Source organism: Stenotrophomonas sp. LMG 10879, assembly GCF_002750935.1.
GTDB lineage: Bacteria > Pseudomonadota > Gammaproteobacteria > Xanthomonadales > Xanthomonadaceae > Stenotrophomonas > Stenotrophomonas lactitubi_B.
In genome coordinates this window covers 1-26,713 of sequence record NZ_PEJT01000009.1, presented here as the reverse complement: position 1 = coordinate 26,713, position 26,713 = coordinate 1, and the positions used below count along the sequence as shown (strand labels likewise).

The window sequence follows — 26,713 nt, the reverse complement described above, 5'->3', positions numbered from 1 at the left end:
GAACGACCATGGACGCCGAAGTGTCACCCCTCGCCCTCGTCTCCAGCGATTTCCTGCGCTATCAGTACGAAGTGCTGGGCATCGCCGACTACATGACTTCGCCCGAAGTGACGGAAATCTGCATCAATCGTCCGGGCGAGCTGTACCTGGAGACGCGGGCAGGGTGGCAGCGCGTGGACGTGCCTAGCCTGACGTTCGAACGGGCCAGGCAGTTCTGCACTGCAGTGGTCAACGAGAGCAACACCGGCCAGCGCATCACCGATGCCGACCCGGTGGTGTCCTTGACTTTCCCGACCGGTCAGCGTGCGCAGTTCGTGATCCCGCCGGCGTGCGACGCCGGCAAGGTGTCGATCACCATCCGTCTGCCGTCCAAGCACACCAAGTCGCTTACGCAGTATCACGAGGATGGGTTCTTCAACCAGATCCTCGAGCAGGATGGCAGCCTGAGTGAGCAGGATCGTGAGCTGATGGAGCTGCGGCAGCAGCGTGAGTACGCCGAATTTTTCCGGCGTGCGGTGATGTACCGCAAGAATATCGTCGTATCCGGCGCCACCGGTAGCGGCAAGACGACTTTCATGAAGGCGCTGGTCAACCATATTCCGGACAGTGAGCGGCTGGTCACCATTGAAGATGCGCGCGAGCTGTTCCTGACCCAACCCAACGTGGTGCACCTTCTGTACTCCAAGGGCGGGCAGAGCGCGAGCAACGTGACGGCCAAGAGCTGCATGGAAGCCTGCCTGCGCATGAAGCCAGAGCGCATCATCCTGGCCGAGCTGCGTGGCGATGAGGCGTTCTACTTCATCCGCAACTGCGCGTCTGGTCACCCTGGCTCGATCACCAGCTGCCATGCAGGCAGCCCGGAACAGACGTGGGACCAGTTGGCGCTGATGGTGAAGGCATCAACCGAAGGATCGGGGCTGGAATTCAACGTCATCAAGCGTCTGTTGATGATGACCATCGATATCGTCGTGCATATCAAGGCGCATGCGGGTTCGCGCTATATCACCGGCATCGATTTCAATCCTGGGCGTGCCCAGGGGCAGGAGGGTTGAGCAATGTTGCCAGGACTGGAAATGATGGCGTGCCCGGAGATGGCCGTCTCGATGGATGTGATGCAACACGTCATCAACGTCGAATCCTCTCGTAATCCGTACGCCATCGGCGTGGTCGGTGGAGCACTGGTGCGCCAGCCCAAGGCACTGGACGAAGCACTGGCCACCGTGCGCATGCTGGAGGAAAAGGGTTACAACTTCTCCATCGGCCTGGCCCAGGTAAACCGTTACAACTTGGCCAAATATGGTCTGGACTCTTACGAGAAAGCCTTCCAGCAGTGCCCGAACCTGCAGGCCGGGTCGCGCATCCTCGCCGAATGCTATAAGCGTTCCGGAAAGGACTGGGGAAAGTCTTTCAGCTGCTATTACTCGGGCAATTTCGAGACCGGCTTCCGCCATGGTTACGTGCAGAAGGTCTATGACTCGATGCGGCGAGGGCAGCAGGTGGCCAGTAATGGCGTCGCGCCGATCGATGTGGTGAGCCGCGGCGAACGCCGTACCGTCAAGGTCGAGCACCATCCGCAGTTGGCCTCGCCAGCGCAGGCGCGCATCGTCGCCCAGGCCAATGGGCCGGTCTATGTGCCCTCCAATGATCCGGCGCGTGCTTACACCGTCTATCCGTCCACCGGAGCGATGGCGCGCGGCAGTCTGGTCAACCTCGCCGACCAAGCGCTGTCGCGGGTTGTGCTCGGCTCGGTTGACCGCATGATGCAGCCGCAGGCGCAGCCGGAGAGCGGCTACCCGCAGCAGCAGGGCTATCCGCAACAGGCTGGAGCACGACAGGCGGGTCAGCGGCTGATGATGCCGCAGCAGTTGCCCGGCGCGACAGCTGGCGGCGGCGAAAGCCCGGTGATGCTGCAGCCGTGGGGCGAGCAGAACATGCCCGCCGCGGCGGCCAACAACATGTACAACGCGCCGGCGCAACAGATGCCGGCGCAACAGATTCCCCCTGGGGATGCGGCCTTCGTGTTCTGACGAAGTCGTGGTACGACCGGTCCCCCGGCTGGTCGATTCAGTTGTGTTAGTCCATCAACAAGGAAATCAATCCATGAAGCGTTCCAATATTGACCTCGTCCAGGCCCAGCGTACGCTGAAAACGATGCTGATGGCCGCAGTATTCGTGGGGGCCGTCTTCGCCCCGCAAGTGTTCGCAACAAACTTCGGTGGCACCGATAAGAAGGTCTGCGGCTTCTTCGATAACATCAATGGTCTGCTGAATATGGCGTCCATCGCCGTGGTAACGATCGCGGTGATCTTCGCTGGCTACCAGATTGCCTTCGCCCATAAGCGTATTGGCGACGTCGCACCGATCCTGATTGGTGGCGTGCTGATCGGCGCCGCAGGCCAGATCGCCAAGATGCTGCTGGGTGATGATTTCGGCGATTGCAGCAAGGCCGGCGGTGGTGGTGAAGGCGGTATGGCCTTCGAAATGATCAAGCACGCTGTCCAGTACTACAGTGCATAAGAACGTACTGTTTCGTGGCTGCACTCGCCCCGCGATGTTCCTGGGCGTGCCCTACCTGCCATTTTTCATGGTGGCAGGTGGCTTGTTACTCCTGAGTATGTACACCAATTTCTGGTACCTGCTGACCATTCCGGTTGCAATCTTCATCATGCGGCAAATGGCCAAGCGTGACGAAATGATCTTCCGGCTGTTGGGCTTGCGACTTTTGTTCAAGCTCAAGGTGCGCAACATACGGGAACACGATGGCATGTGGGTGTTCAACCCGAATCACTACCGCAACAAGCCGGCCCGAATGGATTGAGGGCTGGATACGGCCAGGCGGGCGCACTACGCCCGCCTGGCCCACTCCGAATTTTCGTCGGCAGTACCCTTTGGAAGCAGTCGTATGTTCAGCCCAGACACATCCATCAGCGAGTTCATTCCCCTGTCGTCGCATGTAGCCCCTAACGTGGTGAAGACCACGGGCGGCGACTATCTGTTGACCTGGCACCTGGAAGGGTTGCCGTTCGTGGGGCGCGAAGAATGGGAGCTGGAGCATCGGCACAACACCTTCAATCGGTTGCTGCAGACGTTGCGCGCACCGGATTTCGTCAATGTTGCCTTCTGGGTTCATGACATCCGTCGCCGTCGCACGCTGAAGGGCAAGAGCCACTACAAGCAGCGCTTCAACCAGGACGTGTCCGACCAGTACATGGGCATGTTGTCCTCGCAGCGCATCATGCAGAACGAGCTGTACCTCACGATGATCTATCGCCCGGTCGTGGCAGGTAAGCGCTTCGTGGAAAAGTCCGCAAATGTTGACAGGCTGCGTGCCGAGCAGGAGCAGGCGGTCGAAAAACTCATGGAACTGGCTGGCAACGTCGAGGCAGTCATCCGCGACTATGCGCCATACCGCTTGGGCATGTACGAGGCCAAGAACGGCGTGGTGTTCTCTGAGACGCTGGAACTGTTCGGCTACCTGATCAATCGCATCGATGAGCCAGTGCCGGTGCTGTCGGCGCCCGTGAAGGACTATCTGCCGGTCAGCCGGCATATGTTCTCGGCCAAAACAGGCGACTTCGTGATCAATACACCCAACGGTGCCAATCACTTCGGCGCGATCCTCAATATCAAGGAATACGCTGAGGGGACCTACCCGGGCATCCTCAACGGTCTGAAGTACCTCGATTACGAGTACGTCATCACCCATTCGTTCAGCCCGATGGGGCGCCAGGATGCACTTAAGGTGCTCGACCGCACCAAGGGCATGATGATTTCCTCCGGCGACAAGGCTGTCAGCCAGATCGTCGAACTCGACCAGGCGATGGATCAGTTGTCCTCAGGTAATTTCGTGCTGGGGGAGTACCACTTCATCATGGCGGTCTACGGCGACAGTCAGGCCAAGCTGTCGCAGAACGTGGCAACGACCCGCGCTGAACTGTCCAATGCCGGCTTCGTCTCCACCAAGGAAGACCTTGCGGTGACATCGTCGTTCTACTCTCAGATCCCGGCCAACTGGCGCTTCCGTACGCGAATTGCCAATGTCAGCTCCCTGAATTTCCTCGGCTTGTCGCCGCTGCACAACTTCGCCACCGGTAAGCAGCACAACAACCCTTGGGGCGATTGCGTTACTACGCTGCAGACCACTAATGGCCAGCCGTATTACTTCAACTTCCACGCGACCCATCCGTCCGAAAACTCGCTGGGTGAAAAGGCGATTGCCAACACCATGGTGATCGGTAAGTCGGGTACCGGTAAGACCGCGCTGATCAACTTCCTTCTCAGTCAGGTGCAGAAGTACGAGCCGTCGCCGACTATCTTCTTCTTCGACAAAGATCGCGGTGCCGAGATTTTCGTGCGCGCGTGCGGCGGCAACTACTTGGCCCTCGAGAACGGCGCACCGACTGGGTTCAACCCGTTCCAGTGCGAGAACAACGAAGGCAATGTGCAGTTCCTGGCAGACCTGATCAAGGTGCTGGCAGGCAAGCGTGAGTACAGCTCCCGCGAAGAAGAGGATATCTACCGCGCGGTCGAGAGCATGCTCGATACGCCGATGCACCTGCGCAGCATGACCAATTTCCAGAAGAGCCTGCCCAACATGGGTGATGACGGCTTGTATGCACGCATGCGTCGCTGGACATCAGGCAACTCGCTGGGCTGGGTGTTCGACAACCCGGTCGATACCGTGGACCTCAGCAAGGCCAACATCATTGGTTTCGATTACACCGACATCATCGACAACCCTGAAGTGCGCGTGCCGGTCATCAACTATCTGCTGCATCGCCTGGAGTCGCTGATCGACGGTCGTCCATTGATCTACGTGATGGACGAATTCTGGAAGATTCTGGACGGTGAGGGTGGACTGAAGGAGTTCGCCAAGAACAAGCAGAAGACCATCCGTAAGCAGAACGGCATGGGCATCTTCGCGACACAGAGTCCGGAAGATGCTCTGAAGAGCGATATCTCTGCTGCGTTGATCGAACAGACCGCTACGTTGATCCTGCTGCCGAACCCGAATGCGAGCAAGAGCGACTACATGGACGGGCTGAAGCTGACCGAAGCCGAGTTCAAGGTGGTCACTGCCCTGGATGAGCGTTCGCGCTGCTTCCTGGTGAAGCAGGGTCACGCGTCCAGCGTATGCCAGCTCAACCTGCGCGGCATGGATGACATCTTGTCGGTAATCTCGGCGTCGACCGACAACATCGACATCATGCATCGCGTGCTGCAGACCGCGGCAGTGCGCGCGCGGCTCACGGTGGATGAACTGACGCCGGAGCAGTGGCTGGAAGATTTTTACAAGAATCGAAAGGGTTCGGGCAAAGCCAAAATGGCGACCGAAACCGATGCGGCCTGATGGTCGAAGGACAAGGATGACAATGACTTCCATTTCCGTGGAGAACGACATGAGCAAGGCGATCCACACCCGAAAGTTTGGTCGTAACCTGCGCCAGAAGCGCTTGGCGGCGATTCTACTTGGCAGCATGGCGGTGTTCTCGAGCACTCCGGTCGGCGCCAGCGGCTGGCCGGTATTCGACCTGAGCAGCCTGATCCAGGCACTCAAGGAATTCGCGCAGAACAGGGAGCAGCTCGCTGCCGACGCGCTGGAGTACGGCGAGCAGGTGTCGCGATGGAATCGCACCTTGCAGGAGTACCGTGACGCCTTGGTCAAGATCCAGGGCTTGATCAATAATTTCGGTTTGCCGCCAGGAGCAACGCTCGAGCGAGTGCCGGATGACTACATGGTTGCTGAGGTCTGCCGCACTTCGGCAAGCTTCAGCGCAGGAAGCCTGCTGAAGAAGTTCGTTCTCGATACCTCTGGTGATCTGTATGCGCAGCAGCAGCAGCTCTGCGTGAACATCCAGATGATGGAAAACCGCAAGCGCAACGAGACGGTAGAGTTCCTCGAGAAGACCATCCCCAGCATCAATTCAACACTGGGCGAGATCATGGGCTGGCGCTTCGGTGGCGCCGGCAATGAGGCAGGCACGGTGTCTGCGGTGAACAGCGACTCGCTGCGTACGGCGAACGACATCGCAAAACTGCAACAGGAATGGGAGGCCCGTATGCGGTCCTACGACGCCTATGAGGAATCAATGAAGGCAAATCAGCGCGTGTTGGCGCGGGTGGCTTTGAAGGGCAAGCCGGGCGTGATATCGCAGCTGGTCAAGACGGCTGCATTGAAGGGCGCGCTGAGCGTCGACTGACGCGACTCGGAGCAAGTGCACATGCGCGTGCTCCATGAAGTTGTCCGGTAGGGATACATCAAGGGATTGCGGAAATGATCAGGTCGATAGCCAATTTTGACTTCAATGGCGGATTCCAGGATTTGATGGGACACGTTGCACGTGTCCAGTCGATCGGCGATTTCGTGTTCTTCAAGTTCATCTTCGACTTCCTGCGAAGCAAGATAAACAAGTTCGGCATCGACATGATGGGGCACATGATGCAGTGGGTTGGCGGCATCGCCCTCACACTCATGACCCTTTGGGTCCTGGTGCAAGGGTTCCGCATCGTGACCGGCCGTAGCCGCGATTCCATGATGGTGTTGGTGACCAATATGGCCCGTGCGGCATTGATCGTCAGCGTGGCTACCACGATGGGAATGTTCGGCACCGACCTGCATCGCTTCCTCACCCACGACGTCAAGGAAGAGATTACCCAGGTCGTTACTGGCTCCAACGAGTCGCCCGAAGAACAGATCGACAAGAGTCTGGCGTGGATGCAGGTCGCGCTGTCCAGCATCGACGCAATCCAGATCATGAATGACGGGGAGCTGCTGGAGGACAAGAAGCGGGCGTTGTTCTTCATCGGCATGGGCACCGCCGGCCCAGCCATCACTGCCGGCGCGATGCTGATGCTGTACGAAATCGCCATGGCGCTGTTCATCGGCTTCGGTCCGTTGTTCATCCTCTGCCTGCTGTTCGAGCAGACCAAGCAACTGTTCCAGCGCTGGCTGTTCTACGGAATCGGCACGATGTTCTCCATGGCCGTACTTGCTGCGATGGTTTCCATCGCACTGGACATGGTGGTGCGTGTGGCCGCGACATTCTGGACGACCGCATTGGTACAGGAGTTCATCCTCAAGGAAAGCATGTCCGACGGCATGACCAGCCAGGCCATGCAGCAGGGCGGCATGGGTCTGATCCTCACCGCGCTGATCCTGACTACACCCCCAATGGCTGCGATGTTCTTCCAAGGCACCTTGGGCACCTTCATGGCATATTCTCAGATAGGTGGTGGCGCCAGCGCCTCGCCGAGTGCCGATGGTCGTCCGCCGGGTATGTCGGCACCGCCGCCGGCCCCTTCCGGAGATAGCAGTCACGGTCAAACACAGCACAACGCAACAATGCCGCGGCTCGATGGCAGCCGTGGGGCGCCGGTTCAGACCCCTGGTACACGGGGGAATGCCTCAGGTGACTAAAGAGGCGTCGCTGGTATCTATTGAATTTGAGGAGCGTATGGGCTTTTCCGCATTGCACGCCGTGGGTCAGCTTGGATTGGGTCTTGTTCTCTTTTTGGGTATTGCCTATCCCCACAACGCAAGGGCGGAAGGCAGATGTCCCCCGGGACAGTATCCGATAGGCGATCAGGGCGTGGGCGGCTGCGCACCAATTCCAGGTGCTGGTGGTGGTGCTCGCGAGCCCGAGCCCGCGGGTCAGTGGCATAAGACGTGGGGCGCGATTGCGTCATCCGATGCGACAGCAGATGCCGGTGTTGCAACGGGCAGGTCAAGCAAGGAAAACGCGGAGAAGATGGCCCTGGCAGACTGCGGCAGGCGCGGTGCATCCGATTGTCGGGTGATTTATTCGTATAGGAACCAGTGCGTTGCGTGGTTGGTTCCCAATAGTCAGGACGGTGCCTCCCGCGCCGGTATTGCCAGCGCCAAGAATTCTACCGAGGCACGTAAGTTTGCCCAGCAGTCGTGCGTCGACACTGGTGGGAGGGCCTGCCAGGTTGTGTACGAGGACTGTACGAAGCCGGTCTATGAGTCATTCTGACCCGGTGGTTGGATTGACGGTCTGGTGGTCAGTTCAATTCACTACGGCAAAAAGCTCTGTGCTTCCTGGGGCCGCTCGGCTTCTTCTATGGGCTCCAGTATTGGCTGCGGCCGAAGCTTGCTGACATTCTGACCACTATGCGATTGGGCTCGGGATGTAGGCGCTGCACTCCAGCCCTGGTGCAGGGCCGAGCGCGCCGCGGAAGAATTCCGGGTGTCGAGTAGTGACATCCGACGCTGTTGCAACCTCCCTTTCCGGAGATGCATGCTCAGCCGCCAGCAGCCAGGCCAGGGCATCTGCTGAGGGGCGTGTACTTGAGCTGTGTGCCCAGAGTGGTGCCATCGATTGCAGAGTCGTCTTCAGCTACCACAACCAGCGATATGCCGCAGTTGACGCTTGACCTCCACACTATGGTTTGATCGCAACCAGGCGCAGGAGCGACAGATCAAGAATTGCGAGGGTACAGGATGCCTAGAGCGCACGGTCAGTCACTCTGACTGCACCGAGCCCTTCTTCCGTCAAGGCTGATAGCGATTTCCGCCCAAGGAAGATGCGGCGTCGTTGCAGTCAGTTTGTGAGGCTAGCGTTGCGAGAGGTCTGCCCTGAGGTCTTTGGGTATCGCTTGAAGCACGGCAGATGAATTCAGGGGGCAGCGGAGTAGAAATGAGCAAAGGAAATCTATTTGGAAGTCTGTGGCTTTTCCTTCTGCTGTTGGGTATTGCGCCCATCGATTCTGCCGTGGCCGAGGGCCGCTGCCCGCCGGGTCAGTATCCGATCGGCGATCAGGGAGTCGGCGGCTGCGCTCCCATCCCCGGTGCAGGCCAGAGCGCACCTGAGGAGAATCCCGGGCACTGGGTAAAAACGTGGGGAGCCGTTGCGGGGTCCATGAATGGCGATGCGGGTGCATCCACTGGCCATCAGGCCAAGGCCTCGGCCGAGCGTCAGGCGATCGAGCGGTGCGGTCACTGGGGGGCGACTGACTGCAAGGTGTTGTACACCTATTACAATCAGTGCTATGCGTCCATCAGGACTGGCCGCCCTGACAACGGAACGATGTTCAATGCGGGCGCTACTAAGGAACAAGCTCTAGAGAGGGCGACGCAGGATTGTCGGAAGTCGGGAAGCCAGGAGTGTACGTTTGTACACTCGGACTGCACCAAGCCCTTCTTTCAGGAGGGCTGATCTGGCGAATCGTCTTGCCTTCGGTTCTTTCGGTGTCGCTTGAAGCACTGCGGCGGGCTTCAAGGAGGATGGCGGACGCGGAGCATCAGGCCAGACAGTGATCAACAGCGATGTTGCGAGAGTCTTGGCAATGGCGACTTCAAGCCTCTGAGCGGGACTTCAATCTTTTTGGTGTAACGATGGTGTTTGCCGTGCTCGGGGTTATCGGTAATGCCAATGCCGAGGGCCGATGCCCCGCGGGCCAGTATCCAATCGGCGATCAAGGGGGGGGCGGATGTCCTCCATTCCAGGGAGCTGGTGGTGCTGCCCGCGAGCCGGAGCCCGCTGGACAATGGCATAAGACGTGGGGGGGATTGCCTCTTCCAATGCAACTGCAGACGCGGGCGTTGCAAGTGGTCGACCAAGCAAGGAGAGCGCCGAGCAGATGGCCTTGGCGGATTGCAGCAGGCGCGGAGCTTCAGACTGCAGGGTAATCTTTATGTATCGGAATCAGTGCGTCGCATGGTTGGTTCCCAATAGTCAGGGTGGCGCTTCTCGCGCCGGTCTACCCAGCGCCAAAGAGCCGGTCGAGGCTCGGAAACTGGCTCAGCAGTCGTGCGTTGATACCGATGGAAAGTCCTGTCAGGTGGCATACGAGGACTGTACCAAGCCAGTGTATGAGTCATTTCAGGCCGTCCAACGCAACACAGGCTTCCGGGCACTGCGTTTCTTTTGGAGAGTGCCAAGCTATTCTTCCAGCAGCGCCGGCGTCGTTTTGCGATCTACGGGTACGTCGGACACTTGCTCCGGGGCGAATGCTTAGGAGCACGGCTCAGTCAACGCAAGATCTCTCGCCATAGACATTGCGCTGATCGTGGCTACAGGCCAAGCCGCCGGGAATCAGGGAAGCCATGAAGCGAATCCACCAAGTTATCTTGCTGTGCCTGCTGATGGTTGCAGGCCTGCTGCCTTTCACTGCCTTGGCTGAAGGCAATTGCCCGCCGGGCATGTATCCCATCGGCGGCCAAGGTGTGCAGGGGTGCGCGCCCATCCCCGTTAGCAGCACAGGTTCGCCCTACAGCAATCGCCCCAACTGGGCGCAGACCGTGCGCGGCGTGGCGATGGATGCCCGCGGCGACACTTTCATCAGCAACTCGATGCGTTCGCGGGGCAAGGCCAAGCGCGCGTCCATGAAAGAGTGCAGGGAATTCGGCAAGGGCGAATGCACGTTGGCGACCCTGTTCCAGGCGCAGTGCGTGGCGGTCGCCCACGCGGGGCTGGGTACCGAAACCACCAGTGTCGCCGCCGCCATGTCCGAACAGGGGGCGGTCATTGTCGCTATGCAGCAATGCAACGCGAAGGCTGCATGGAGGCAGATGCCACAGGATCAATGCAGGATCGCCAACACGGCCTGCACGGCGGATCTGTTCATTAGGTAGGGCACCATTCACGTTAAGCCCAGTTTTTATGTGATCAATTCCGCTTTTCGCTTCTCCCGACCTTCGACGCGGCGAAGCTCCTCGCGGTAAGCTCCCCGCGCGTCATAAAAATGACGCGCCAGTGCCACCGATTGCAGGAGCTTTTCCGTCCAATGAGGACTCTGTCCGCCCGTCCGACGGGTGACGCTTGCCACTATCGCGGCCACGCCGTGCGCGGGGCTATGATCCGCATCTGCGCAGGCACGGGCGAGCCGGGACACCGCGTTCCGACCGGCCAGGGAGGCGGGCATCGGCAAGACGACATTGAAGGAGTGGGAGGGGATGGAAGACAGGTTTGGCGCACACATGGACGATGCCCTGGCATTTGTTCCATCCGGTGCGAACCTGCTGGAAGCCGTCAGGGGCGAGCTCAACGGCGATGGCATCGAGTACCAGTTGCTGGTCATCGACCAGCCGACGCCGGAAGGGCTGATGCCCGGCCAGCACGGACCAAACCGGGTGCTGCTGTTGCTGCGCGGTGACGGGCGCGGGCGCTGGCAGCTGGCCGCGCGCAACGACAAGCTGGTGCCGTGTTCCACCCGCGGTGGCCTGGCCGGCGACCCTTTTGCGTATGCAATGGTTGAGGAAGACACCTTCAGCGTGATCACCAACGGCGGCAGCCGCGAGCGCTGGAGCAGCACATACCGGTTCCGCTATGCATCGGCGGACAAGGCGTGCTGGGTGGATGGGGTGAGACGCAAGGTCGTGGATATCGAGACCGAGGCGACCAACATCCGGGATTTCTCGGTGGCGGAACTGGGCAGGGTGCGGTTCGAGGACTTCGACCCGTCCAGTGTCGCCGAGGTGTCGCTTCCATGAGCCAAGCTCCAACCGGCGGAAAGGAATCCGCGCTGATGAACATCCAGGAGTTGCACTGTGTCGACCGATAGAGAGTCGCAACTGCTGCGGCAGGCGACGAAAGCCGGCATCGACTCCCCCCTCGAACTGGCCAATTTCATGGCCCAGGCAGGGCACGAGTCGCGTGGCCTGAGCCGGCTCAACGAGAGTTTCAACTATACCCGGGGCATCTCGCAGATCCCGGTCGAAGCGGCGTGGCGCAATGGCACCGAGGCGCTGGAGTCTGCGCGCCAAGAAGCCCTGCGAGGGCGTCCGGAGGATCTGGCCGAGCTGATGTATGGCGGCCGGATGGGCAACGACGCGCCCGGTGATGCGCTGAAGTACCACGGGCGCGGTTATCTGTCGCTGACCGGCAAGGAAAGCTACGAGCGCGCCGGCAGCGCGCTGGATCTGGATCTGGTCAACCATCCCGAGCTGGCATCGCAGCCGGAACACGCAGGGCGCATCGCGGTGTGGCAATGGCAGAACCGTGTGCCGGAACACGCGCGCGAGGACGTGCGCGAGGCAACCTACGCCATCAACGGCGCCATCAACGGGGTAGAGGACCGGCTTAAGCGTTTCGAGGCGTGGCAGCAGAAGCTGACCCCGGACGTGATGGACCGGCTTGCCCGCGGCGAAGTGGGCGAGCCTGCACAGTTGCCTGAGCGCGCGCGCGATATGTCCGATCCGGCCCATGCCGGCAACCGGCTGTTCAGCGACGCTCGCGGCCATCTGCAGCAGATGGGGCCGCAGAGTGGCATGCGCAGCCAGCAGGAACTGGACAATACGGCCGGAGCCTTGGCGTTGAGCGCACAGAAGGCCGGCATGAGCCGCATCGACCACGTGGTGGCGGGCACCGATGGCAGGGCGCTGTTCGCGGTGCAGGGCGCCATGGGGGACCCGGCGATGCAGCGCTCGATGGTGCAGCGTGAGGCCGCCGCCCAGCTGCCGCTCGAGCAGAGCAGCCAGCAGTTGGCGGCTGAAGCCTCTTCCCGCCAGGAACAGGCTGCTTCGGTTACTCGCGAACAGGAGCAGAACCGCCCGCGATCGCTGTAATCTGGGCACCGCCTGCAGGTCGGAGACCGGCGGGCCCATCGCACGACACCGAGCACCCTCGGGTGCCTACATGGATCTCTTTGTAAGGACACAACATGCGAAACACTTTCCTGCATTCCAACGTGGCCCAGCGTGGTCGTGCTTCGGCATTGTGGTTGCTGCCGCTGGGACTGGCTGCTGTCGTTGCCAACGCACAACAGGCGCCAGATGCTCCGGTGGCGCCCGCAGTCGATGACGTTGCGTCAACACCGGTAGTGGCAGCGGCGGACGCACAGGCGTCGGCTGGCACCGCAACGGATGCTGTTCCTGCACCGGCTCCCGTCGCAGCGCCCGAGCCGATGCCGGCCGAAGTTGCTGCACCTGCACCTGCACCCGAACCAGAGGCGGAGCCGTCCATACCGCCCGCACCCGCACCGCAGCCAGCACCGCAGCCAGCACCGACGAAGGACGTCGCTGCGGAAACCGTCGCCGTACAACCCGCGATTGCACCAGCGCCCCCAGCAGCACCGGCAGCACCAGCGTCCGACGTTGCCTCCACCAGTGCTGCGCCTGTCGCAACAGTCCCTGTCGCAGCCCCACCGGCTCCCAGGCAGGTGCCGGCCCCCGTTGCCGCCGCTGCACAGGTGCCCGACACCGCACAGGCCCCGGCACCCGTCCCGCCGTCAGCCCCAGCCCCTGTCGCACCACCGATCATCCCGCTCGCACCCGACCAGGCCGCAGAGCGCCAGCTCGGTGCGCGCTGCCCGGTCGATCTGGCCGGTCGGCTGGCACCGCAGGGCGATCTGATGATCGGCGCCTGCCAGGGCACGCTGCCGCCGCATCTGGCGGCGCTGCTGGTGGCATTGCCCGAGCAGGACATCCACCTGCCGCGCGGCTGGCGCGAGCGTGAAGTGCGCCAGAAGGCATGGTTCAAGGCCGTGGCCGGCATGGGCCAGCGTCCGGACTTCATCGGGCGCCTGGGCGATATCTGGGTGCGCTCGTTTGAAGGCGCAGATGCTTCCACGACCACCTATCTTGTCTCGGCGCCGTTCGACTGTGCCGACGGCGCACTGCCAAACGAGAACACCGCAGAGCCTGTCCGGCTCGCAGCCGGCAGTTGCGGACAGGCCTACGTCCGCCAACGCGTGTACCAGGTGGGCAGCGATGGCGTGCCGCAGAACATCACCGCAAAGCTGATGCCGGCGGCACCGTCGATCGCCGAGGCCGATCGTGCCCGTCACCGCGCCCGCGAAGGCAAGGTCATCCTGGATCACAGCAAGTTGCAGTACGGGCCGGCCATGCGCTGGTTCGTGCAGTATCCGGAATCACCGCAGAAGACCGGTCCGCATAGCTTCAGCGACTGGAACCGGGAGCATCTAGCCTTTGTTGTCTGGAACGGCACGGGCTTCGAGCTGCGCGATACGGTGACGCGCGCACAGTGGCCGTGTGATCCCGTGGCGCCGGGAGACAAGCCCTGTGGCGGTTTCCCGGACTCGGGCCCAGATGCGTACGTGCTGGCAGGGCCGGCTGCGAACTCAGCGGTTTCCAGCCCCTGATCGACCGCAGAAAACGACGGGAGCCGGCGGTGCCGGCTCCCGTTTTCATTCCCGCGAGCGTGTCAGGCGTGCAGGCTGCGCTGGGTCGCCTGGGTCTGTTCCAGCTGCTGCTCGCGCGCCAAGGCCTGACCGGCAGATTGCTGCTCGATGCGCTGGCTGCTCTGCTCCAGCGGCGTGTTCATCGCAACGGCCGTGTCCACCGATACACGCAGATGGGCAGGGTCACCCCCCTGGCCCTGCACCGCGAAGCTGCGGGAGGCATCGGCATTCATCACCACGTCGTCGATGCGCTTGCCGCCTGCAGCGTGCATCTCGGCGGCGAGGCTGCCGGCCAGCTGCGTGCTCATCACGTCCGGCGCGCGCCCGGCTCGCACGTCCTGGGCATGCACGCCACGGATCGCGTCGTTGAACAACGGATTGCCCAGATGGTTTGCATCGTCCATGCGCAGCATGCTGGTGTGATGGCCGTTCTTCTCCGCTTCGCGGCGTGCCGGTTCACCCGGCTGCAACGGGCCGCGGATGTGGTCGTACAGGTCGATCGCTCCGCCAGGGATGCCGCGTGCAGTACGGGTGACGCCACGGCGCAGTGATTCCACGTCGTCGCGGTACTCCTCGATCATCTTGGCGTTGTCTTTCGCCAGTTGCTGCGTTTCCGGATGCTTCAGTACCGAGCCGTCGCCGAGGAAGTTGCCCAGCTTGTGCGCGCCGAACGAGCTGCCTGCTGCAAGGATTGGACGATCCGGGATCAGGTCGCGCAGTGGGTGGTTGCTGAAGCCGGCCGCTGACAGCCTCTTGATCTCATCCGGGTTGGCGTAGATGCGTACCTGGCCGAAGTGGGGCGAAGCAGCGCTGACCGGATCGGACGCCATGACGTGGTTGATCATGGTGTTGCCGCCTTCGGGGATGCGGTAGCTGAGGCTGACCGCGCCATAGGCGTTGAAGGTCTCACCCTTGACGTTGAAGTGGTGCGAGGTGATCTGGGCAAGGGCGCCGCCGAGGGAGTGGCCGGTGACGGTGACCTGGGGAGTATGTCCACCATTCAAGCGGGACTGGAGTGCGGCAGATTCAAGCGTTCTCTGGGTCAATGCGATCGCGTCAGGTGCCTGCACATTGGTGCGCGCTACCACCATGCCGCCATCGGTCAGGATCGCATCGCGGGCAATATCCTCCGTGCCACGATGGGCAATGACGATCTCTTTGCTGTCTACGCGCTGATAGACGGTGCCCTGATAGCCGTTGAGCCGGTTGTCGACATGCTCGAGTATTTTGTACTCATGGCCGTTGAGTGTGACCTTTTCTTCCTGGCCGGGTGCACGTCGGCCGACGGCGCGGTCCTTGTAGGCGTCATCGGATAGCGCAGCGTAGTCCTGGGAGGTGATGGTCACGGTGCCACCTCACTGGCAGAAAGGCTGATCGTGAACAGCTTGTCCTGCAGGTCGGCGGAATAGCCGCTGCGATCAGGCTCACCACTGGCCGGGAAATTGGGAACGCGATCTGCCCGAGGATAGACCAGATCCGGATAGTAGAGCGTATGCGCGCTGCCGTCGGTCAGCGGCTTGGCATCGACGAAGGTCAGGAAGCGAGTTTCGTCTTCGGCGCCGGTTGCTTTCAGCATGGCACCGGCTCCGCTGAATTCCCATTTGCAGACGCCGCGGCCGTAGTAGTCCTCATCCAGCATACGGTCCACATACAACGTGCCGCGATACTCGCCATCGGCCACCTTGCGCAGCTGCACCGGTTCCTGGCTGGTGATGCGCGCTGCGGTGCCTGTGGCGGGCTCGATGTGACCGCACTGGTCTTCGTTGATGACGTCGTACTGCGCAACGCCCTCGACCACCGCGAACTCTCCGGGGGCATCCTTCAGGCGCAGCACCAGTTCATAGGCCTTGCGCGGGCTGGGGTTGAGCTTTGCGAGGCCACGCCCGCCCTGGGCGACATCGGCTTCGGCAGCGGCACGTTCCTGGTTCATGGCGGACTCCGGGTTGCAGGCGGTCAATAGAAGCAGAGCAAGGCACGGAAGCATCTTGGGGCGCAATGTCGGCCTCCCTGGGGCATAGAGGGATATATGGAGCAGGCCACTCTCCGCGCGAGATTCTGCGCAGTGATCATGGTTGAGAGTAACGCGTCATGCAGATCGACCCGGTAGCGCGTCGGGTTTTCCTCGTCGCTTGCGCCATATCCGGCAATCTCTTCGATGCGCGGGGGACATGCATCAGGAGCGATTCGACGTTCATGCGCTCCCTTTGGCGTGATACGGCGTGGTACATCCATGTCCATGCATCCTTCCTTGGTGACAGGTCCGGCGATTATGGAGTTCCCGGGAAAGCTGGCGCCAGCCGTCTTTGGACAAGGGTGGCGATTTATTGACGCATTCGGCGAAGGGTGATGCCAGTGAATCGACTGCGGCACAGGCGATTCGATAGCGCCAAGGCGTTTCAATGTCGCGATCGGCTCTCACTATCAATTTGTGACTTGAATCATGAATTCACACCTTCCTTACCCTGACAAAGTGCCTGCCATGAACCTTGCAATCCGCCCAGAATCCATCGACGACCATGTCGCCATTCACAAGCTCACCGAAATGGCGTTCCGCGACGCTGTCCACAGCAGCCGTACCGAACACCACATCGTCGACGCATTGCGTGAGCGTGGCGAGCTGAGCATGTCGCTGGTGGCAGAGGATGCGGGCCTTCTGGTGGGTCATGTCGCGCTGTCCCCGGTCAGCGTGCAGGACGGCAGCCAGGGCTGGTTCGGGCTCGGGCCGATTTCGGTGCTGCCGCAGCAGCAGGGGCGCGGCGTGGGCACGGCCTTGATGCGGACCGCGATCGAGGCTCTGCGCAGGAAGGGCGCGCGGGGCTGCGTGCTGTTGGGCGAGCCGGCCTACTACGGGCGCTTCGGCTTCCGTGCCGTGCCGGGTCTGGTCCTACCCGGCGTGCCGGCGGCGTATTTCCAGGCCCTGTGCCTGCAGCCGCCGATGGCGCAGGGCGAGGTGCGCTACTCGCCGGCGTTCGACGCGGTTGCCTGATCGGGGAATGGCCGGCGCTCCGGGCGCCAGTCAGCCTGGGTGGCGCAGGTGGATGAGGGGATATGGACGACCCTGCGAATCCAGCGGCGAGCGGCCGGTTTCGGTGAAGCCCATGCGCCGATAGAAGCCCACGGCCTGCGCATTCTGCGCATTGACGTCGGTGCTCAGTTGCGGATGCAGGGCCAGCGCATGCTGGAGCAACTGGCGGCCGATACCGGTTCCGCGCACGTCGGGATCAATGAACAACGCTTCCATGTGCGAGCCGTCGATCAGCATGAAACCCTGCGGCCGGTCCTGGTCGTCGGCTGCAACCACCAGCGGCGCCTGTGGCAGGAAGCCGGCAACTTCAGCATCGATCGCCTGGCGGTCAGCGGCACTGAGGAAGTCATGGGTAGCGTCGACGGCGCGACGCCAGAGATCGACGAGCGCGTCACCATCAGTGGCGCGGGAAGGGCGCAGGGTGGTCATGGTATCGGCCAAGGTGCTTCGGAGTGCCCAGATTGTACTGGTGTTATAGCCGCCAACAGAAAGCCCCGCCGAAGCGGGGCTCTGAGCATCAGCGTTCGCTGTGTGCCTTACTGCACGGTGCAGCCGGACACGGCCGGGAAGCCGATGACTTCGCCATTGCCGGTGCAGGCCAGCGTGATCTTCTGGCCCTTCTTCAGGCTGGCAGCCACGTCCTTCGGCAGGTCGCTGGCCTGTACGAAGCCGAACGGCTTGGCGCTCAGCTGTACGACCGGCTTGTCCATGAAGTCCGAGCTGATCGAATCGACCGTGCCGGAAACCAGCAGCGCCTTGCCCTTGTACTTGCCGTCAGCAGCGATCTCGTTGTCCTGGTAATCGCTGAACAACGTGGTGGCAGTCACTTCCAGCGCCGAGGCGGGTGCCATCGCGGCATCGCTGGCGACTGCGGGGGCTGCGGTTTCCGTGGCCTTGGCGGCAGCATCTGCCTCCGCGGCGGCGGACGAGACGCTGGCTTCAGCGACGGCCGCATCGTACTGGCCCTTGCTCTGCGCGCTGATGCCGCTCACGGTGCCGGCAAAGATCGCCAGGCCGACGAAGTACACGATCGGCGAAACGATGATCGAGCCCAGCAGCTGGAACAGACCCTTCATGGCACCGCCCTTGGCCATCGCGACGATGGCGAGGATGAAGGCCACCAGGTTCAGTGGCCAGCCCAGGAACAGGCCCAGGCCGGGGAACGGTACGAGGAAGCACAACCAAGCGATCGCCAGCGTGATCCATGCGGCTTTTCCGGCAGGGCTGGCCTGCACGGTGGTATCTGCAACTGCGTTCAAAACTACCCCCTGTAGAGATCGAAAGGTGAAATCGTCGCCGGCAAGCGGCAGTGCTCGATCGTCAGATGACGAAAGCGCGGTCGTAGCGTGAAGGAGTCTTCACGGCAGATCAAGCGGCGCTGCACCGTTGGCCGGGCCAAGGCTCATCGCATCCAGTCGGCGGAAGCTCCAAAAGCCCTGCGTTACACTAGCCACGCGCTCACTCCTTGAATCCGAGAAACGCCATGACTGATACCTTGGGCGTGCCGGTGCACGACGTCGACGAGAGCTGGATGCGTCACGCATTGGCATTGGCCGAACGTGCGCAACGCGAGTTTGACGAGATCCCGGTCGGTGCGGTGCTGGTGGGTGCCGACGGTCAGCTGCTGGGCGAGGGCTGGAACCTCAACATTGCCTCGCACGATCCCAGCGCGCATGCCGAGATCGTGGCCATGCGCGAGGGCGGGCGGATGCTGGCCAATCACCGCCTGATCGGCAGCACCCTGTATGTCACCCTGGAGCCGTGCGCGATGTGCGCGATGGCGATCGTGCATGCCCGTGTGGCGCGCCTGGTCTACGGCGCCAGCGATCCGAAGACCGGCGCCTGTGGCAGCGTGTTCGATCTGGTCGGTGATGCCCGCCATAACCACCGGGTCGAGGTCCATGCCGGCGTGCTGGCCAAGGAGGCGGGCAACCGCCTGACCAACTATTTCCGGGCCAAGCGCGGCAAGCCGCCGCTGCTGCTGGAGGACCACGCTGGCGAGGGCTGAGTGGCGAAAGGGTATGATGGCCGCCACTTTCCTTTACCGGCCGGCCTCGTGCCTGCCCAGCAACGAGGCGACACGATGGCAGAGAACGGCGCGGCCAACGAGCGACTGATCTGGATCGACCTGGAAATGACCGGGTTGGATACCGACAACGATTCGATCATCGAGATCGCCACCGTGGTCACCGATGCCCAGCTCAACGTGCTGGCCGAGGGCCCGGAGTTCGCCATCCACCATCCGCTGGAAACACTGGAAGCGATGGACGAGTGGAACCGCAACCAGCATCGTCGTTCGGGCCTGTGGCAGCGTGTCATCGACAGCACCACGACGCTTGGCCAGGCCGAGGCGCAGACCGTGGCCTTCCTAGCACAGTGGATTCCGGCCGGCGTGTCGCCGATGTCGGGCAACTCCATCTGCCAGGACCGGCGCTTCCTGCACCGGCAGATGCCGCGGCTGGAGAAGTATTTCCACTACCGAAACCTGGACGTGTCCACGGTGAAGGAGCTGGCCAAGCGCTGGGCGCCGACCGTGGCCGCCGGCGTGGGCAAGAACAGCAACCACACCGCGCTGAGCGATGTGCACGATTCGATCAACGAACTGCGCCACTACCGCCAGTTCATGGGCGCGCTGTCGGGGCTGCCCACTGCCTGAGACGGTCACCCGGTGGCGTCGGCTCCCTTTCCAGCGGAAAGGGCTCTGACCCCCGCGACGATCCGTTCAACTTCCTGGCGCTAAGATCGGCCGTATGAACGAGCCCATCCTGCTGCCCCGTGATATCGCCCACGACGCTGGCGACTGGTCTGACCTGCAGCGGGCGGTAGCCCTGCTGGAAGCGCCCACGATCACCGCGCGCATGGCCAACCTGGTCGGGACGCCGCTGGAGTTCGCGGTGAAGGCGCTTCCCACCTCGGTATCCAACCGCATCCACGGTGCGGTGCAGGCGGCGTTGTCAAAATCGGTGCAGGCCGCGCTGTGGAGCATGGACAACACCCCGGGCAAGGGAGCCTCGACACGCTGGCACAAGCTGGCGGCAGCGACATCCGGTGCGGTCGGTGGTGCGTTCGGCTTCGCCGCGCTGTTCATCGAGCTGCCGGTGTCGACCACGATCATGATGCGCGCGGTGGCCGATGTCGCCCGCAGCGAAGGCTTCGATCTATCGCAGTTCAGTACCCGCCAGGCCTGCCTGGAGGTGTTCGCACTGGGCGGCAATTCGCCGCGCGACGATGCCAGCGAGACCGGCTACTACCTGGCCCGTGGCTTCACCACTGATGTGATGCGTCACCTGTCGGCCGAACTGGCCGGGCGCGTGGTCACGGGGCGCGACCTGACCCTGGGCGTGGCGCCGAAGGAAGCCGGCAAGCTGTTGGCCAAGCTGGTGGAAAAGGTCGCCGCGCGCTTCGGCGTGGTGATCACCGAGAAGTTTGCCGCGCAGGCGGTGCCGATCGTTGGTGCGGCAGCCGGCGCAACGCTCAATACCATGTTCACCGACTACTACCAGGACATGGCCCGCGGCCATTTCATCGTGCGCCGGCTGGAGCTGAAATACGGCGAGGAAGTGGTTCGCAGCTGCTATGACCGCATCGCGCACGGTGGAGTGTTGATCGAGCCGACGTTGTAATCCACGCCATGCGTGGAGGCGGCATCGTTGCCTCGGCGGCACAACTGTTTTGCACGAACGCGCCTGTTGCGCGCGCAGCGCCATCCCCATCCTTGCCGGCAATCCCCCGCAAGAGAATGCCGCCATGTTGTTCACCCCCCACCGCCTGGGAGCGCTGACGCTGCCCAACCGCATCGTGATGCCGCCGATGACCCGCTCGCGTGCGGCTGCCGGCAATGTCGCCACCGCAGAGATGGCCGAGTACTACGCCCAGCGTGCCGGTGCCGGCCTGATCGTCAGCGAAGGCACCCAGATCAGCCCGCAGGGCCAGGGCTATGCCTGGACCCCCGGCATCCACAGCGAAGCGCAGGTGCAGGGCTGGCGCAGGGTCACCGATGCCGTGCACGTGGCCGGTGGTCGCATCTACGCCCAGCTCTGGCATGTAGGGCGGGTGTCCCATGTCGCCCTGCAGCCGGACGGCGCGGCCCCGGTCTCTTCCTCGGCACTGCTGGCCGAAGGGGTGAAGGTCTTCGTCGACCCCACCGGCGCCGGTCCGGAATCCGGCGTGGGCGAGATGATCCAGCACTCGATGCCGCGCGCGCTGGCCGAAGGGGAGATTCCGGGCATCGTCGCCGACTATGCGCAGGCCACCCGCAATGCACTGGCCGCCGGCTTTGATGGCGTCGAGCTGCACGGCGCCAACGGTTATCTGATCAACCAGTTCATCGACTCGCAGGCCAATCAGCGTACCGATGGCTACGGCGGCGCGCTGCAGAATCGCCTGCGCTTTCTGCGCGAGGTGGTGCAGGCGGTGGTCGATGTCGCTGGCGGCGAGCGTGTCGGCGTGCGTCTGGCGCCGTTGACCACGCTGCAGGGGGCGGTGGACGACACCCCGCAGGCGACCTATCTGGCTGCCGCGCACCTGCTGGGCGAGCTGGGTGTGGGCTACCTGCACATCGCCGAGGCCGACTGGGAGGATGCGCCGTTGATGCCGGTGGCGTTCAAGCAGGCACTGCGGATGATCTATCCGGGCACGCTGATCTACGCCGGCAAGTACACCGCCGAGCGTGCCGGGCAGGCGCTGGCGGAAGGCTGGGCCGACCTGATCGGCTTCGGCCGGCCGTTCATCGCCAACCCGGATCTGCCTGAGCGCCTTCGCGTGGGCGCGGAGCTGAATCTTCCTGATCGCGCGACGTACTTCGGCGGTGGCGCGGTCGGGTTCACCGACTATCCGGTGCTGGAGGAGGCCGTGGAGGCCTGATTCCGCGTCCGCCGGGCATGGCCCGGCGCTACCGATGCTGGTGGGTGGGTGCCGACCGTTGGTCGGCACTACCAGGATGGATCACGGCTTGTCGCGCACCAGCGCGTCTGCCTCGACCACGCCGCCATCCTTGCCATGCAGGTACAGGTGCATGTCCTGCTGCGGATACGGGATGTTGATGCCGGCCTTGTCGTAGCCCAGCTTGATCTGCTCCAGCAGGGTGACCTTGGTGCCGAAGTGATCGGCCGATTTCACGTAGCAGCGGATGCCCAGATTGATCGCGTGCGCACCCAACTCGTACACCACCACGTCCGGTGCGGGCGTCTGCAGCACGCGCGGGTCGGCCTTCATCAGCGCCAGTGCGGTATCGCGGGCCAGCTGGATGTTGTCTTCATAGCCGATGCCCACCACCAGTTCGATGCGGCGGGTGGGCTCTGCCGTAAGGTTGATGATCGGTGCGGCGGTGATCAGCGTGTTCGGAATGGTGGTGTGCTGGTTGTCGGCACCGGTGATCACGGTCTGGAAAATGCGCACTTCGCGCACGGTGCCGGTCTGTCCTGCGATGGTCACCACGTCGCCCACGCGGAACGGACGCAGGGTCACCAGCATCACGCCCGAGGCGATGTTCGACAGCGAATCCTTCAGTGCCAGGCCAACGGCCAGGCCGGCGGTGCCGAGCACGGCCAGCAGCGGCGTGATCTGCACGCCCAGCGTGCCGATGGCCAGGATCACCACGATCACCAGCGAGGCCGCGTAGACCACGTTGCGCAGGAAGCTGCCCAGCATCGGGTCCACGCCCATGCGCGAGGTGGCGCGCGGCATGGCATTGGACAGCCGTCGTGCCAGCCACATGCCGACCAGCAGCACCACGATCGCGGCCAGCAACGGCACGCCGTAGGTCTCCAGCAGGCGTTCCCAGTCGAGTGAGCGGAACCAGGAGGTCGTGGCGGGGGAGGGTGGGGCAGCGGCGATCATGCGGACTCCTTTGCAACGGCAACAGGTGCGACGGAAACATGGCGTACGCGGACGCCAGAAACAGCAAGCCCCGCAGAGGCGGGGCTTGCGTGCAGCTTCAGTATGGGCAGGCGTCGATGAAAGCGACGTCAGCCATCACACGTCAACAGGTCAGCCCTTGGCCTTCAACTTGGCCAGGCGCAGCCAGGTATCGACCACGGTGTCCGGATTCAACGACACCGACTCGATGCCTTCCTGCATCAGCCATTCGGCCAGATCCGGATGATCGGACGGGCCCTGGCCGCAGATGCCGACGTACTTGCCCTTGGCACGTGCCGACTTGATCGCCATCGACAGCAGCTTTTTCACCGCCGGGTTACGTTCGTCGAACAGGTGCGCGACGATCGACGAGTCGCGATCCAGGCCCAGGGTCAGCTGGGTCAGGTCGTTGGAGCCGATCGAGAAGCCGTCGAAGATCTCCAGGAACTCATCGGCGAGCAGTGCGTTGGACGGCACTTCGCACATCATGATGATCTTCAGGCCGTTCTCGCCCTGCTTGAGGCCATTCTGTTCAAGCACCTCGACGACCTTGCGGCCTTCTTCCAGGGTACGCACGAACGGGATCATGACCCACAGGTTGTCCAGGCCCATCTCGTTGCGCACGCGCAGCACGGCCTTGCACTCGAGTGCGAAGGCGGCCGAGAAGCTCGGGTCGACGTAACGGCTGGCGCCGCGGAAGCCGATCATCGGGTTCTCTTCGTGCGGCTCGTAGCCGCTGCCGCCGATCAGGTTCGCGTACTCGTTGGACTTGAAGTCCGACAGGCGCACGATCACCGGATTCGGTGCGACCGAGGCGGTCAGGGTGGCGATGCCTTCGGCCAGACGGTCCACGTAGAAGCCGACCGGATCGGAATAACCGGCGATCTTCTCGTCGATCTTCTTCTTCGTCGCGGCGTCCTGGCGGTCGTACTCCAGCAGCGCGTTGGGGTGGATGCCGATGTGGCTGGCGATGATCATTTCCAGGCGTGCCAGGCCGATGCCGGCGTTCGGCAGCTGGCCGAAGTCGAAGGCACGTTCCGGGTTGGCCACGTTCATCATGATCTTCAACGGTGCCGGCGGCATGTTGCCCAGATCGGTGGTGGTGCGCTCGAAACCGAGCTTGCCTTCGTAGATGAAGCCGGTATCACCTTCAGCGCAGCTGACGGTGACCAGCTGGCCATCTTCAATGACCTTGGTCGCGTTGCCCGAACCGACCACGGCCGGCACGCCCAGCTCGCGGGCGATGATCGCTGCATGGCAGGTACGGCCACCGCGGTTGGTGACGATCGCCGAGGCGCGCTTCATCACCGGCTCCCAATCGGGATCGGTCATGTCGGCGATCAGCACGTCGCCCGGCTGCACGCGGTTCATGTCTTCCAGCGTCTTCACCACGCGGGCCACGCCGGCACCGATCTTGGCGCCGACGGCGCGGCCTTCGGCGAGAACGTTGCCCCCCTTTTCGGTGAGCGCGAAACGCTCGATCTGGGTGGCATGGCTGCGCGACTTCACGGTTTCCGGGCGCGCCTGCACGATGAACAGCTTGCCGCTGACACCGTCCTTGGCCCACTCGATGTCCATCGGGCGGCCGTAGTGCTTTTCGATGGTCAGCGCTTGGCGCGACAGTTCGGCCACGTCTTCATCGTTGATCGAGAAGGTGGTGCGCAGTTCGGCCGGGGTGTCCTCGATCCTGACGCGCTCGCCGGGGACATCCGAATACACCATGCGGATCGCCTTGCTGCCGAGCGAACGGCGCAGGATCGCCGGCTTGCCGGCCTGCAGGGTGGGCTTGTAGACGTAGAACTCGTCAGGGTTGACCGCGCCCTGCACGACCATTTCGCCCAGACCGAACGAGGAGGTGACAAACACCACGTCGCGGAAGCCGGACTCGGTGTCCAGGGTGAACAGCACGCCGGAGGAACCGACGCCGGAACGCACCATCAGCTGCACGCCCGCCGACAGGAACACGTCTTCGTGCTTGAAGCCGTGGTGCACGCGGTAGGCGATGGCGCGGTCGTTGTACAGCGAGGCGAACACTTCCTTGACCTTGTGCACGACATCGTCGGCACCGGTGACGTTGAGGAAGGTTTCCTGCTGACCGGCGAAGGAGGCATCGGGCAGATCTTCGGCGGTGGCCGACGAACGCACGGCTACAGCCACGTCGCCGCCACCGTTGTCGGCGCTCAGCTTGGCGTAAGCGCTGCGGATGTCCTGGTCCAGCTGCGGCTGCAGCGGCGCATCGATCACCCAGCTGCGGATTTCCTTGCCGGCCGCGGTCAGCGCGGTGACGTCCTCGACGTCCAGCGTGGCCAGCTTGTCGAAGATGCGCTTGGACAGGTCGTTGTGCGCGATGAAGTCCTTGAAGGCTTCAGACGTGGTCGCATAACCTCCAGGAACGGAGACGCCCAGACCGGCCAGGTTGCCGATCATCTCGCCCAGCGAGGAATTCTTGCCGCCTACGCGGGCCAGGTCGGCCAGACGCAGTTCGTGCAACCACAGGATGTTCTCGTTCAAGCGCGATGCTCCGTTTGGCCATCGCCCGAGGCGGGCTGAATGGCCGCGTCCGTAGGAAGAAGTCGATATGATGCCGGGCAGACCACCGTCGGCACAAGCTTGTGTTGGCGGCCCTTTTAGGCTTCGTAGGGGGTAAATGCGCGCATGTCGACCATCCGTCCGGTGTTCTACGTTTCCGATGGAACCGGTATCACCGCTGAAACCATTGGGCATAGCCTGTTGACCCAGTTCTCCGGGTTCAGCTTCATTACCGACCGGATGTCATTTGTCGATGACCCCGAAAAAGCCCGGGAAGCGTGTGCCCGGATCCAGGCGGCGGGGGAGCGGTACCAGGTCCGGCCGATCGTGGTGAACTCCTGCGTGGACCAGAGCCTGAGCGTGATCCTGTCCGAGAGCGGGGCGCTGATGCTGGATGTGTTCGCCCCGTTCATCGAGCCGCTGGAGCGCGAACTGTCCAGCTCGCGCCTGAACCGGGTCGGCCAGGCCCACGGCATGGTCGACTTCGACACCTACCACCGGCGCATCAACGCGATGAACTTCGCGCTGACCCATGACGACGGCATCGCGGTGAACTACGACGATGCCGACGTGATCCTGGTGGCGGTGTCGCGGGCCGGCAAAACGCCCACCTGCATCTACCTGGCGCTGCACTACGGGGTGCGCGCGGCCAACTACCCGTTGACCGACGAGGACCTGGAGAGCGACCGTCTGCCGCCACGGCTGCGCAACTACCGACGCAAGCTGTTCGGCCTGACCATCGACCCCGACCGTCTGCAGCAGATCCGCCAGGAGCGCCGGCCCAATTCGCGCTACGCCAACCTGGACACCTGCAAGCGCGAGGTGGCCGCGGCGGAGGTCATGTTCCAGATGGAGCGCATCCCGACCCTCAGCACCACCCATACCTCGATCGAAGAGATCTCCAGCAAGGTGCTGGGCACGCTGGGGCTGCAGCGCGAGCTGTATTGATCCTTTCCCTCGCGCCGCGCTGCCGGCCAGCGGTCGGCACTGCCAATGGGCGCTTCAACTGCGCCCTGTAGAGCCGAGCCGACGCTCGGCTGGGCCACCGGGTTCTGGCCGAAGAGCAGCCGAGCATGGGCTTGTATGTTCCTCCCGTCTCCTACGAGGTATGTAGGAGCCAGGGTGGAGGGACCGTCAACATGATATCTGCGGGTAGCAGCCGACAGACGAGCCGAGCGATCCCCATCCCGCACCTTAACGTCG

General features: G+C 62.9%; 24 protein-coding genes and 1 pseudogene. 19 read left to right on the top strand and 6 right to left on the bottom strand.

Annotated elements, in window-relative coordinates; all coding sequences use genetic code 11:
- Positions 1–8 precede the first annotated feature (8 nt).
- The 13 genes and pseudogenes from virB11 (at position 9) to CR919_RS14750 (ending at position 14,061) form a co-directional block, all read left to right on the top strand.
- The gene (virB11, locus tag CR919_RS14815; RefSeq protein ID WP_099820660.1) at positions 9–1,052 is read left to right on the top strand and encodes a P-type DNA transfer ATPase VirB11; all 1,044 of its coding nucleotides are present in this window, start codon (positions 9–11) and stop codon (positions 1,050–1,052) included.
- 15 nt (positions 1,053–1,067) lie between these two features.
- Positions 1,068–1,595 (top strand): annotated as a pseudogene (locus CR919_RS21475) (lytic transglycosylase domain-containing protein); the annotation flags it as partial.
- Between the two features lie 505 nt (positions 1,596–2,100).
- Entirely contained in the window at positions 2,101–2,517 is a 417-nt protein-coding gene (locus tag CR919_RS14805) for a TrbC/VirB2 family protein (RefSeq protein WP_099820658.1), read from the top strand.
- Complete coding sequence (locus CR919_RS14800; protein ID WP_099820657.1) at positions 2,510–2,818, top strand: VirB3 family type IV secretion system protein; 309 nt, start codon at positions 2,510–2,512, stop codon at positions 2,816–2,818. The genes CR919_RS14805 and CR919_RS14800 overlap by 8 nt, the downstream gene beginning before the upstream one ends.
- 84 nt (positions 2,819–2,902) lie before the next feature.
- Entirely contained in the window at positions 2,903–5,350 is a 2,448-nt protein-coding gene (locus CR919_RS14795) for a VirB4 family type IV secretion/conjugal transfer ATPase (RefSeq protein WP_099820656.1), read from the top strand.
- Between the two features lie 49 nt (positions 5,351–5,399).
- Positions 5,400–6,200, top strand: a complete 801-nt coding sequence (locus tag CR919_RS14790) for a hypothetical protein (protein WP_133119620.1) — start codon at positions 5,400–5,402, stop codon at positions 6,198–6,200.
- 74 nt (positions 6,201–6,274) lie between these two features.
- The gene (locus tag CR919_RS14785; protein ID WP_099820654.1) at positions 6,275–7,417 is read left to right on the top strand and encodes a type IV secretion system protein; all 1,143 of its coding nucleotides are present in this window, start codon (positions 6,275–6,277) and stop codon (positions 7,415–7,417) included.
- A complete protein-coding gene (locus CR919_RS14780) occupies positions 7,356–7,994 on the top strand; it encodes a DUF4189 domain-containing protein (protein ID WP_343124860.1) in 639 nt (212 codons plus the stop codon). The genes CR919_RS14785 and CR919_RS14780 overlap by 62 nt, the downstream gene beginning before the upstream one ends.
- Positions 7,995–8,657: 663 nt before the next feature.
- Positions 8,658–9,176 (top strand): DUF4189 domain-containing protein, encoded by a 519-nt coding sequence (locus CR919_RS14775; protein ID WP_099820652.1) that lies wholly within the window; start codon positions 8,658–8,660, stop codon positions 9,174–9,176.
- 890 nt (positions 9,177–10,066) lie between these two features.
- Positions 10,067–10,594 carry a DUF4189 domain-containing protein gene (locus CR919_RS14765; protein ID WP_099820650.1) on the top strand — a complete coding sequence of 176 codons (528 nt, stop codon included), beginning with the start codon at positions 10,067–10,069 and terminating at the stop codon, positions 10,592–10,594.
- A 321-nt stretch (positions 10,595–10,915) separates the two neighbouring features.
- A complete protein-coding gene (locus CR919_RS14760) occupies positions 10,916–11,452 on the top strand; it encodes a hypothetical protein (RefSeq protein ID WP_099820649.1) in 537 nt (178 codons plus the stop codon).
- A gap of 57 nt (positions 11,453–11,509) precedes the next feature.
- Positions 11,510–12,526: an XVIPCD domain-containing protein gene (locus CR919_RS14755; protein ID WP_099820648.1), complete on the top strand. Its 1,017-nt coding sequence runs from the start codon at positions 11,510–11,512 to the stop codon at positions 12,524–12,526.
- 836 nt (positions 12,527–13,362) lie between these two features.
- Positions 13,363–14,061 (top strand): hypothetical protein, encoded by a 699-nt coding sequence (locus CR919_RS14750; RefSeq protein WP_243380208.1) that lies wholly within the window; start codon positions 13,363–13,365, stop codon positions 14,059–14,061.
- 62 nt (positions 14,062–14,123) lie between these two features.
- On the opposite strand, the gene CR919_RS14745 is transcribed toward CR919_RS14750, so the two are convergent.
- Entirely contained in the window at positions 14,124–15,446 is a 1,323-nt protein-coding gene (locus tag CR919_RS14745) for an XVIPCD domain-containing protein (protein WP_099820647.1), read from the bottom strand.
- Positions 15,443–16,096 (bottom strand): hypothetical protein, encoded by a 654-nt coding sequence (locus tag CR919_RS14740; RefSeq protein ID WP_099820646.1) that lies wholly within the window; start codon positions 16,094–16,096, stop codon positions 15,443–15,445. Before CR919_RS14740 ends, CR919_RS14745 begins: the two co-directional genes overlap by 4 nt.
- Before the next feature lie 483 nt (positions 16,097–16,579).
- Between CR919_RS14740 and CR919_RS14735 the strand changes: the two genes are divergently transcribed.
- A complete protein-coding gene (locus CR919_RS14735) occupies positions 16,580–17,086 on the top strand; it encodes an N-acetyltransferase (protein ID WP_099820645.1) in 507 nt (168 codons plus the stop codon).
- Between the two features lie 30 nt (positions 17,087–17,116).
- Here the strand turns inward: CR919_RS14735 and CR919_RS14730 are convergent, their stop codons facing one another.
- On the bottom strand, positions 17,117–17,554 hold the full coding sequence (locus CR919_RS14730; RefSeq protein ID WP_099820644.1) for an acetyltransferase: 438 nt from the start codon (positions 17,552–17,554) through the stop codon (positions 17,117–17,119).
- Positions 17,555–17,661: 107 nt separating this feature from the next.
- Complete coding sequence (locus CR919_RS14725) at positions 17,662–18,384, bottom strand: hypothetical protein (protein ID WP_207761044.1); 723 nt, start codon at positions 18,382–18,384, stop codon at positions 17,662–17,664.
- Between the two features lie 224 nt (positions 18,385–18,608).
- On the opposite strand from CR919_RS14725, the gene tadA reads away from it, so the two are divergent.
- The 4 genes from tadA (at position 18,609) to CR919_RS14705 (ending at position 21,988) form a co-directional block, all read left to right on the top strand.
- Positions 18,609–19,133: a tRNA adenosine(34) deaminase TadA gene (tadA, locus tag CR919_RS14720; RefSeq protein WP_099820643.1), complete on the top strand. Its 525-nt coding sequence runs from the start codon at positions 18,609–18,611 to the stop codon at positions 19,131–19,133.
- 75 nt (positions 19,134–19,208) lie between these two features.
- Positions 19,209–19,781 (top strand): oligoribonuclease, encoded by a 573-nt coding sequence (orn, locus tag CR919_RS14715; RefSeq protein WP_099820642.1) that lies wholly within the window; start codon positions 19,209–19,211, stop codon positions 19,779–19,781.
- Between the two features lie 94 nt (positions 19,782–19,875).
- Complete coding sequence (locus CR919_RS14710) at positions 19,876–20,748, top strand: EcsC family protein (RefSeq protein ID WP_099820641.1); 873 nt, start codon at positions 19,876–19,878, stop codon at positions 20,746–20,748.
- A gap of 124 nt (positions 20,749–20,872) precedes the next feature.
- A complete protein-coding gene (locus CR919_RS14705; protein WP_099820640.1) occupies positions 20,873–21,988 on the top strand; it encodes an alkene reductase in 1,116 nt (371 codons plus the stop codon).
- A gap of 81 nt (positions 21,989–22,069) precedes the next feature.
- Here CR919_RS14705 and CR919_RS14700 read toward each other — a convergent pair whose 3' ends face one another.
- On the bottom strand, positions 22,070–22,963 hold the full coding sequence (locus tag CR919_RS14700; protein WP_099820639.1) for a mechanosensitive ion channel domain-containing protein: 894 nt from the start codon (positions 22,961–22,963) through the stop codon (positions 22,070–22,072).
- Between the two features lie 150 nt (positions 22,964–23,113).
- Positions 23,114–25,492, bottom strand: a complete 2,379-nt coding sequence (gene ppsA / locus CR919_RS14695; protein WP_089236005.1) for a phosphoenolpyruvate synthase — start codon at positions 25,490–25,492, stop codon at positions 23,114–23,116.
- Positions 25,493–25,636: 144 nt separating this feature from the next.
- Between ppsA and CR919_RS14690 the strand changes: the two genes are divergently transcribed.
- Positions 25,637–26,458, top strand: coding sequence for a pyruvate, water dikinase regulatory protein (locus CR919_RS14690; RefSeq protein ID WP_089236004.1), 822 nt, complete (start codon positions 25,637–25,639; stop codon positions 26,456–26,458).
- Positions 26,459–26,713 lie beyond the last annotated feature (255 nt).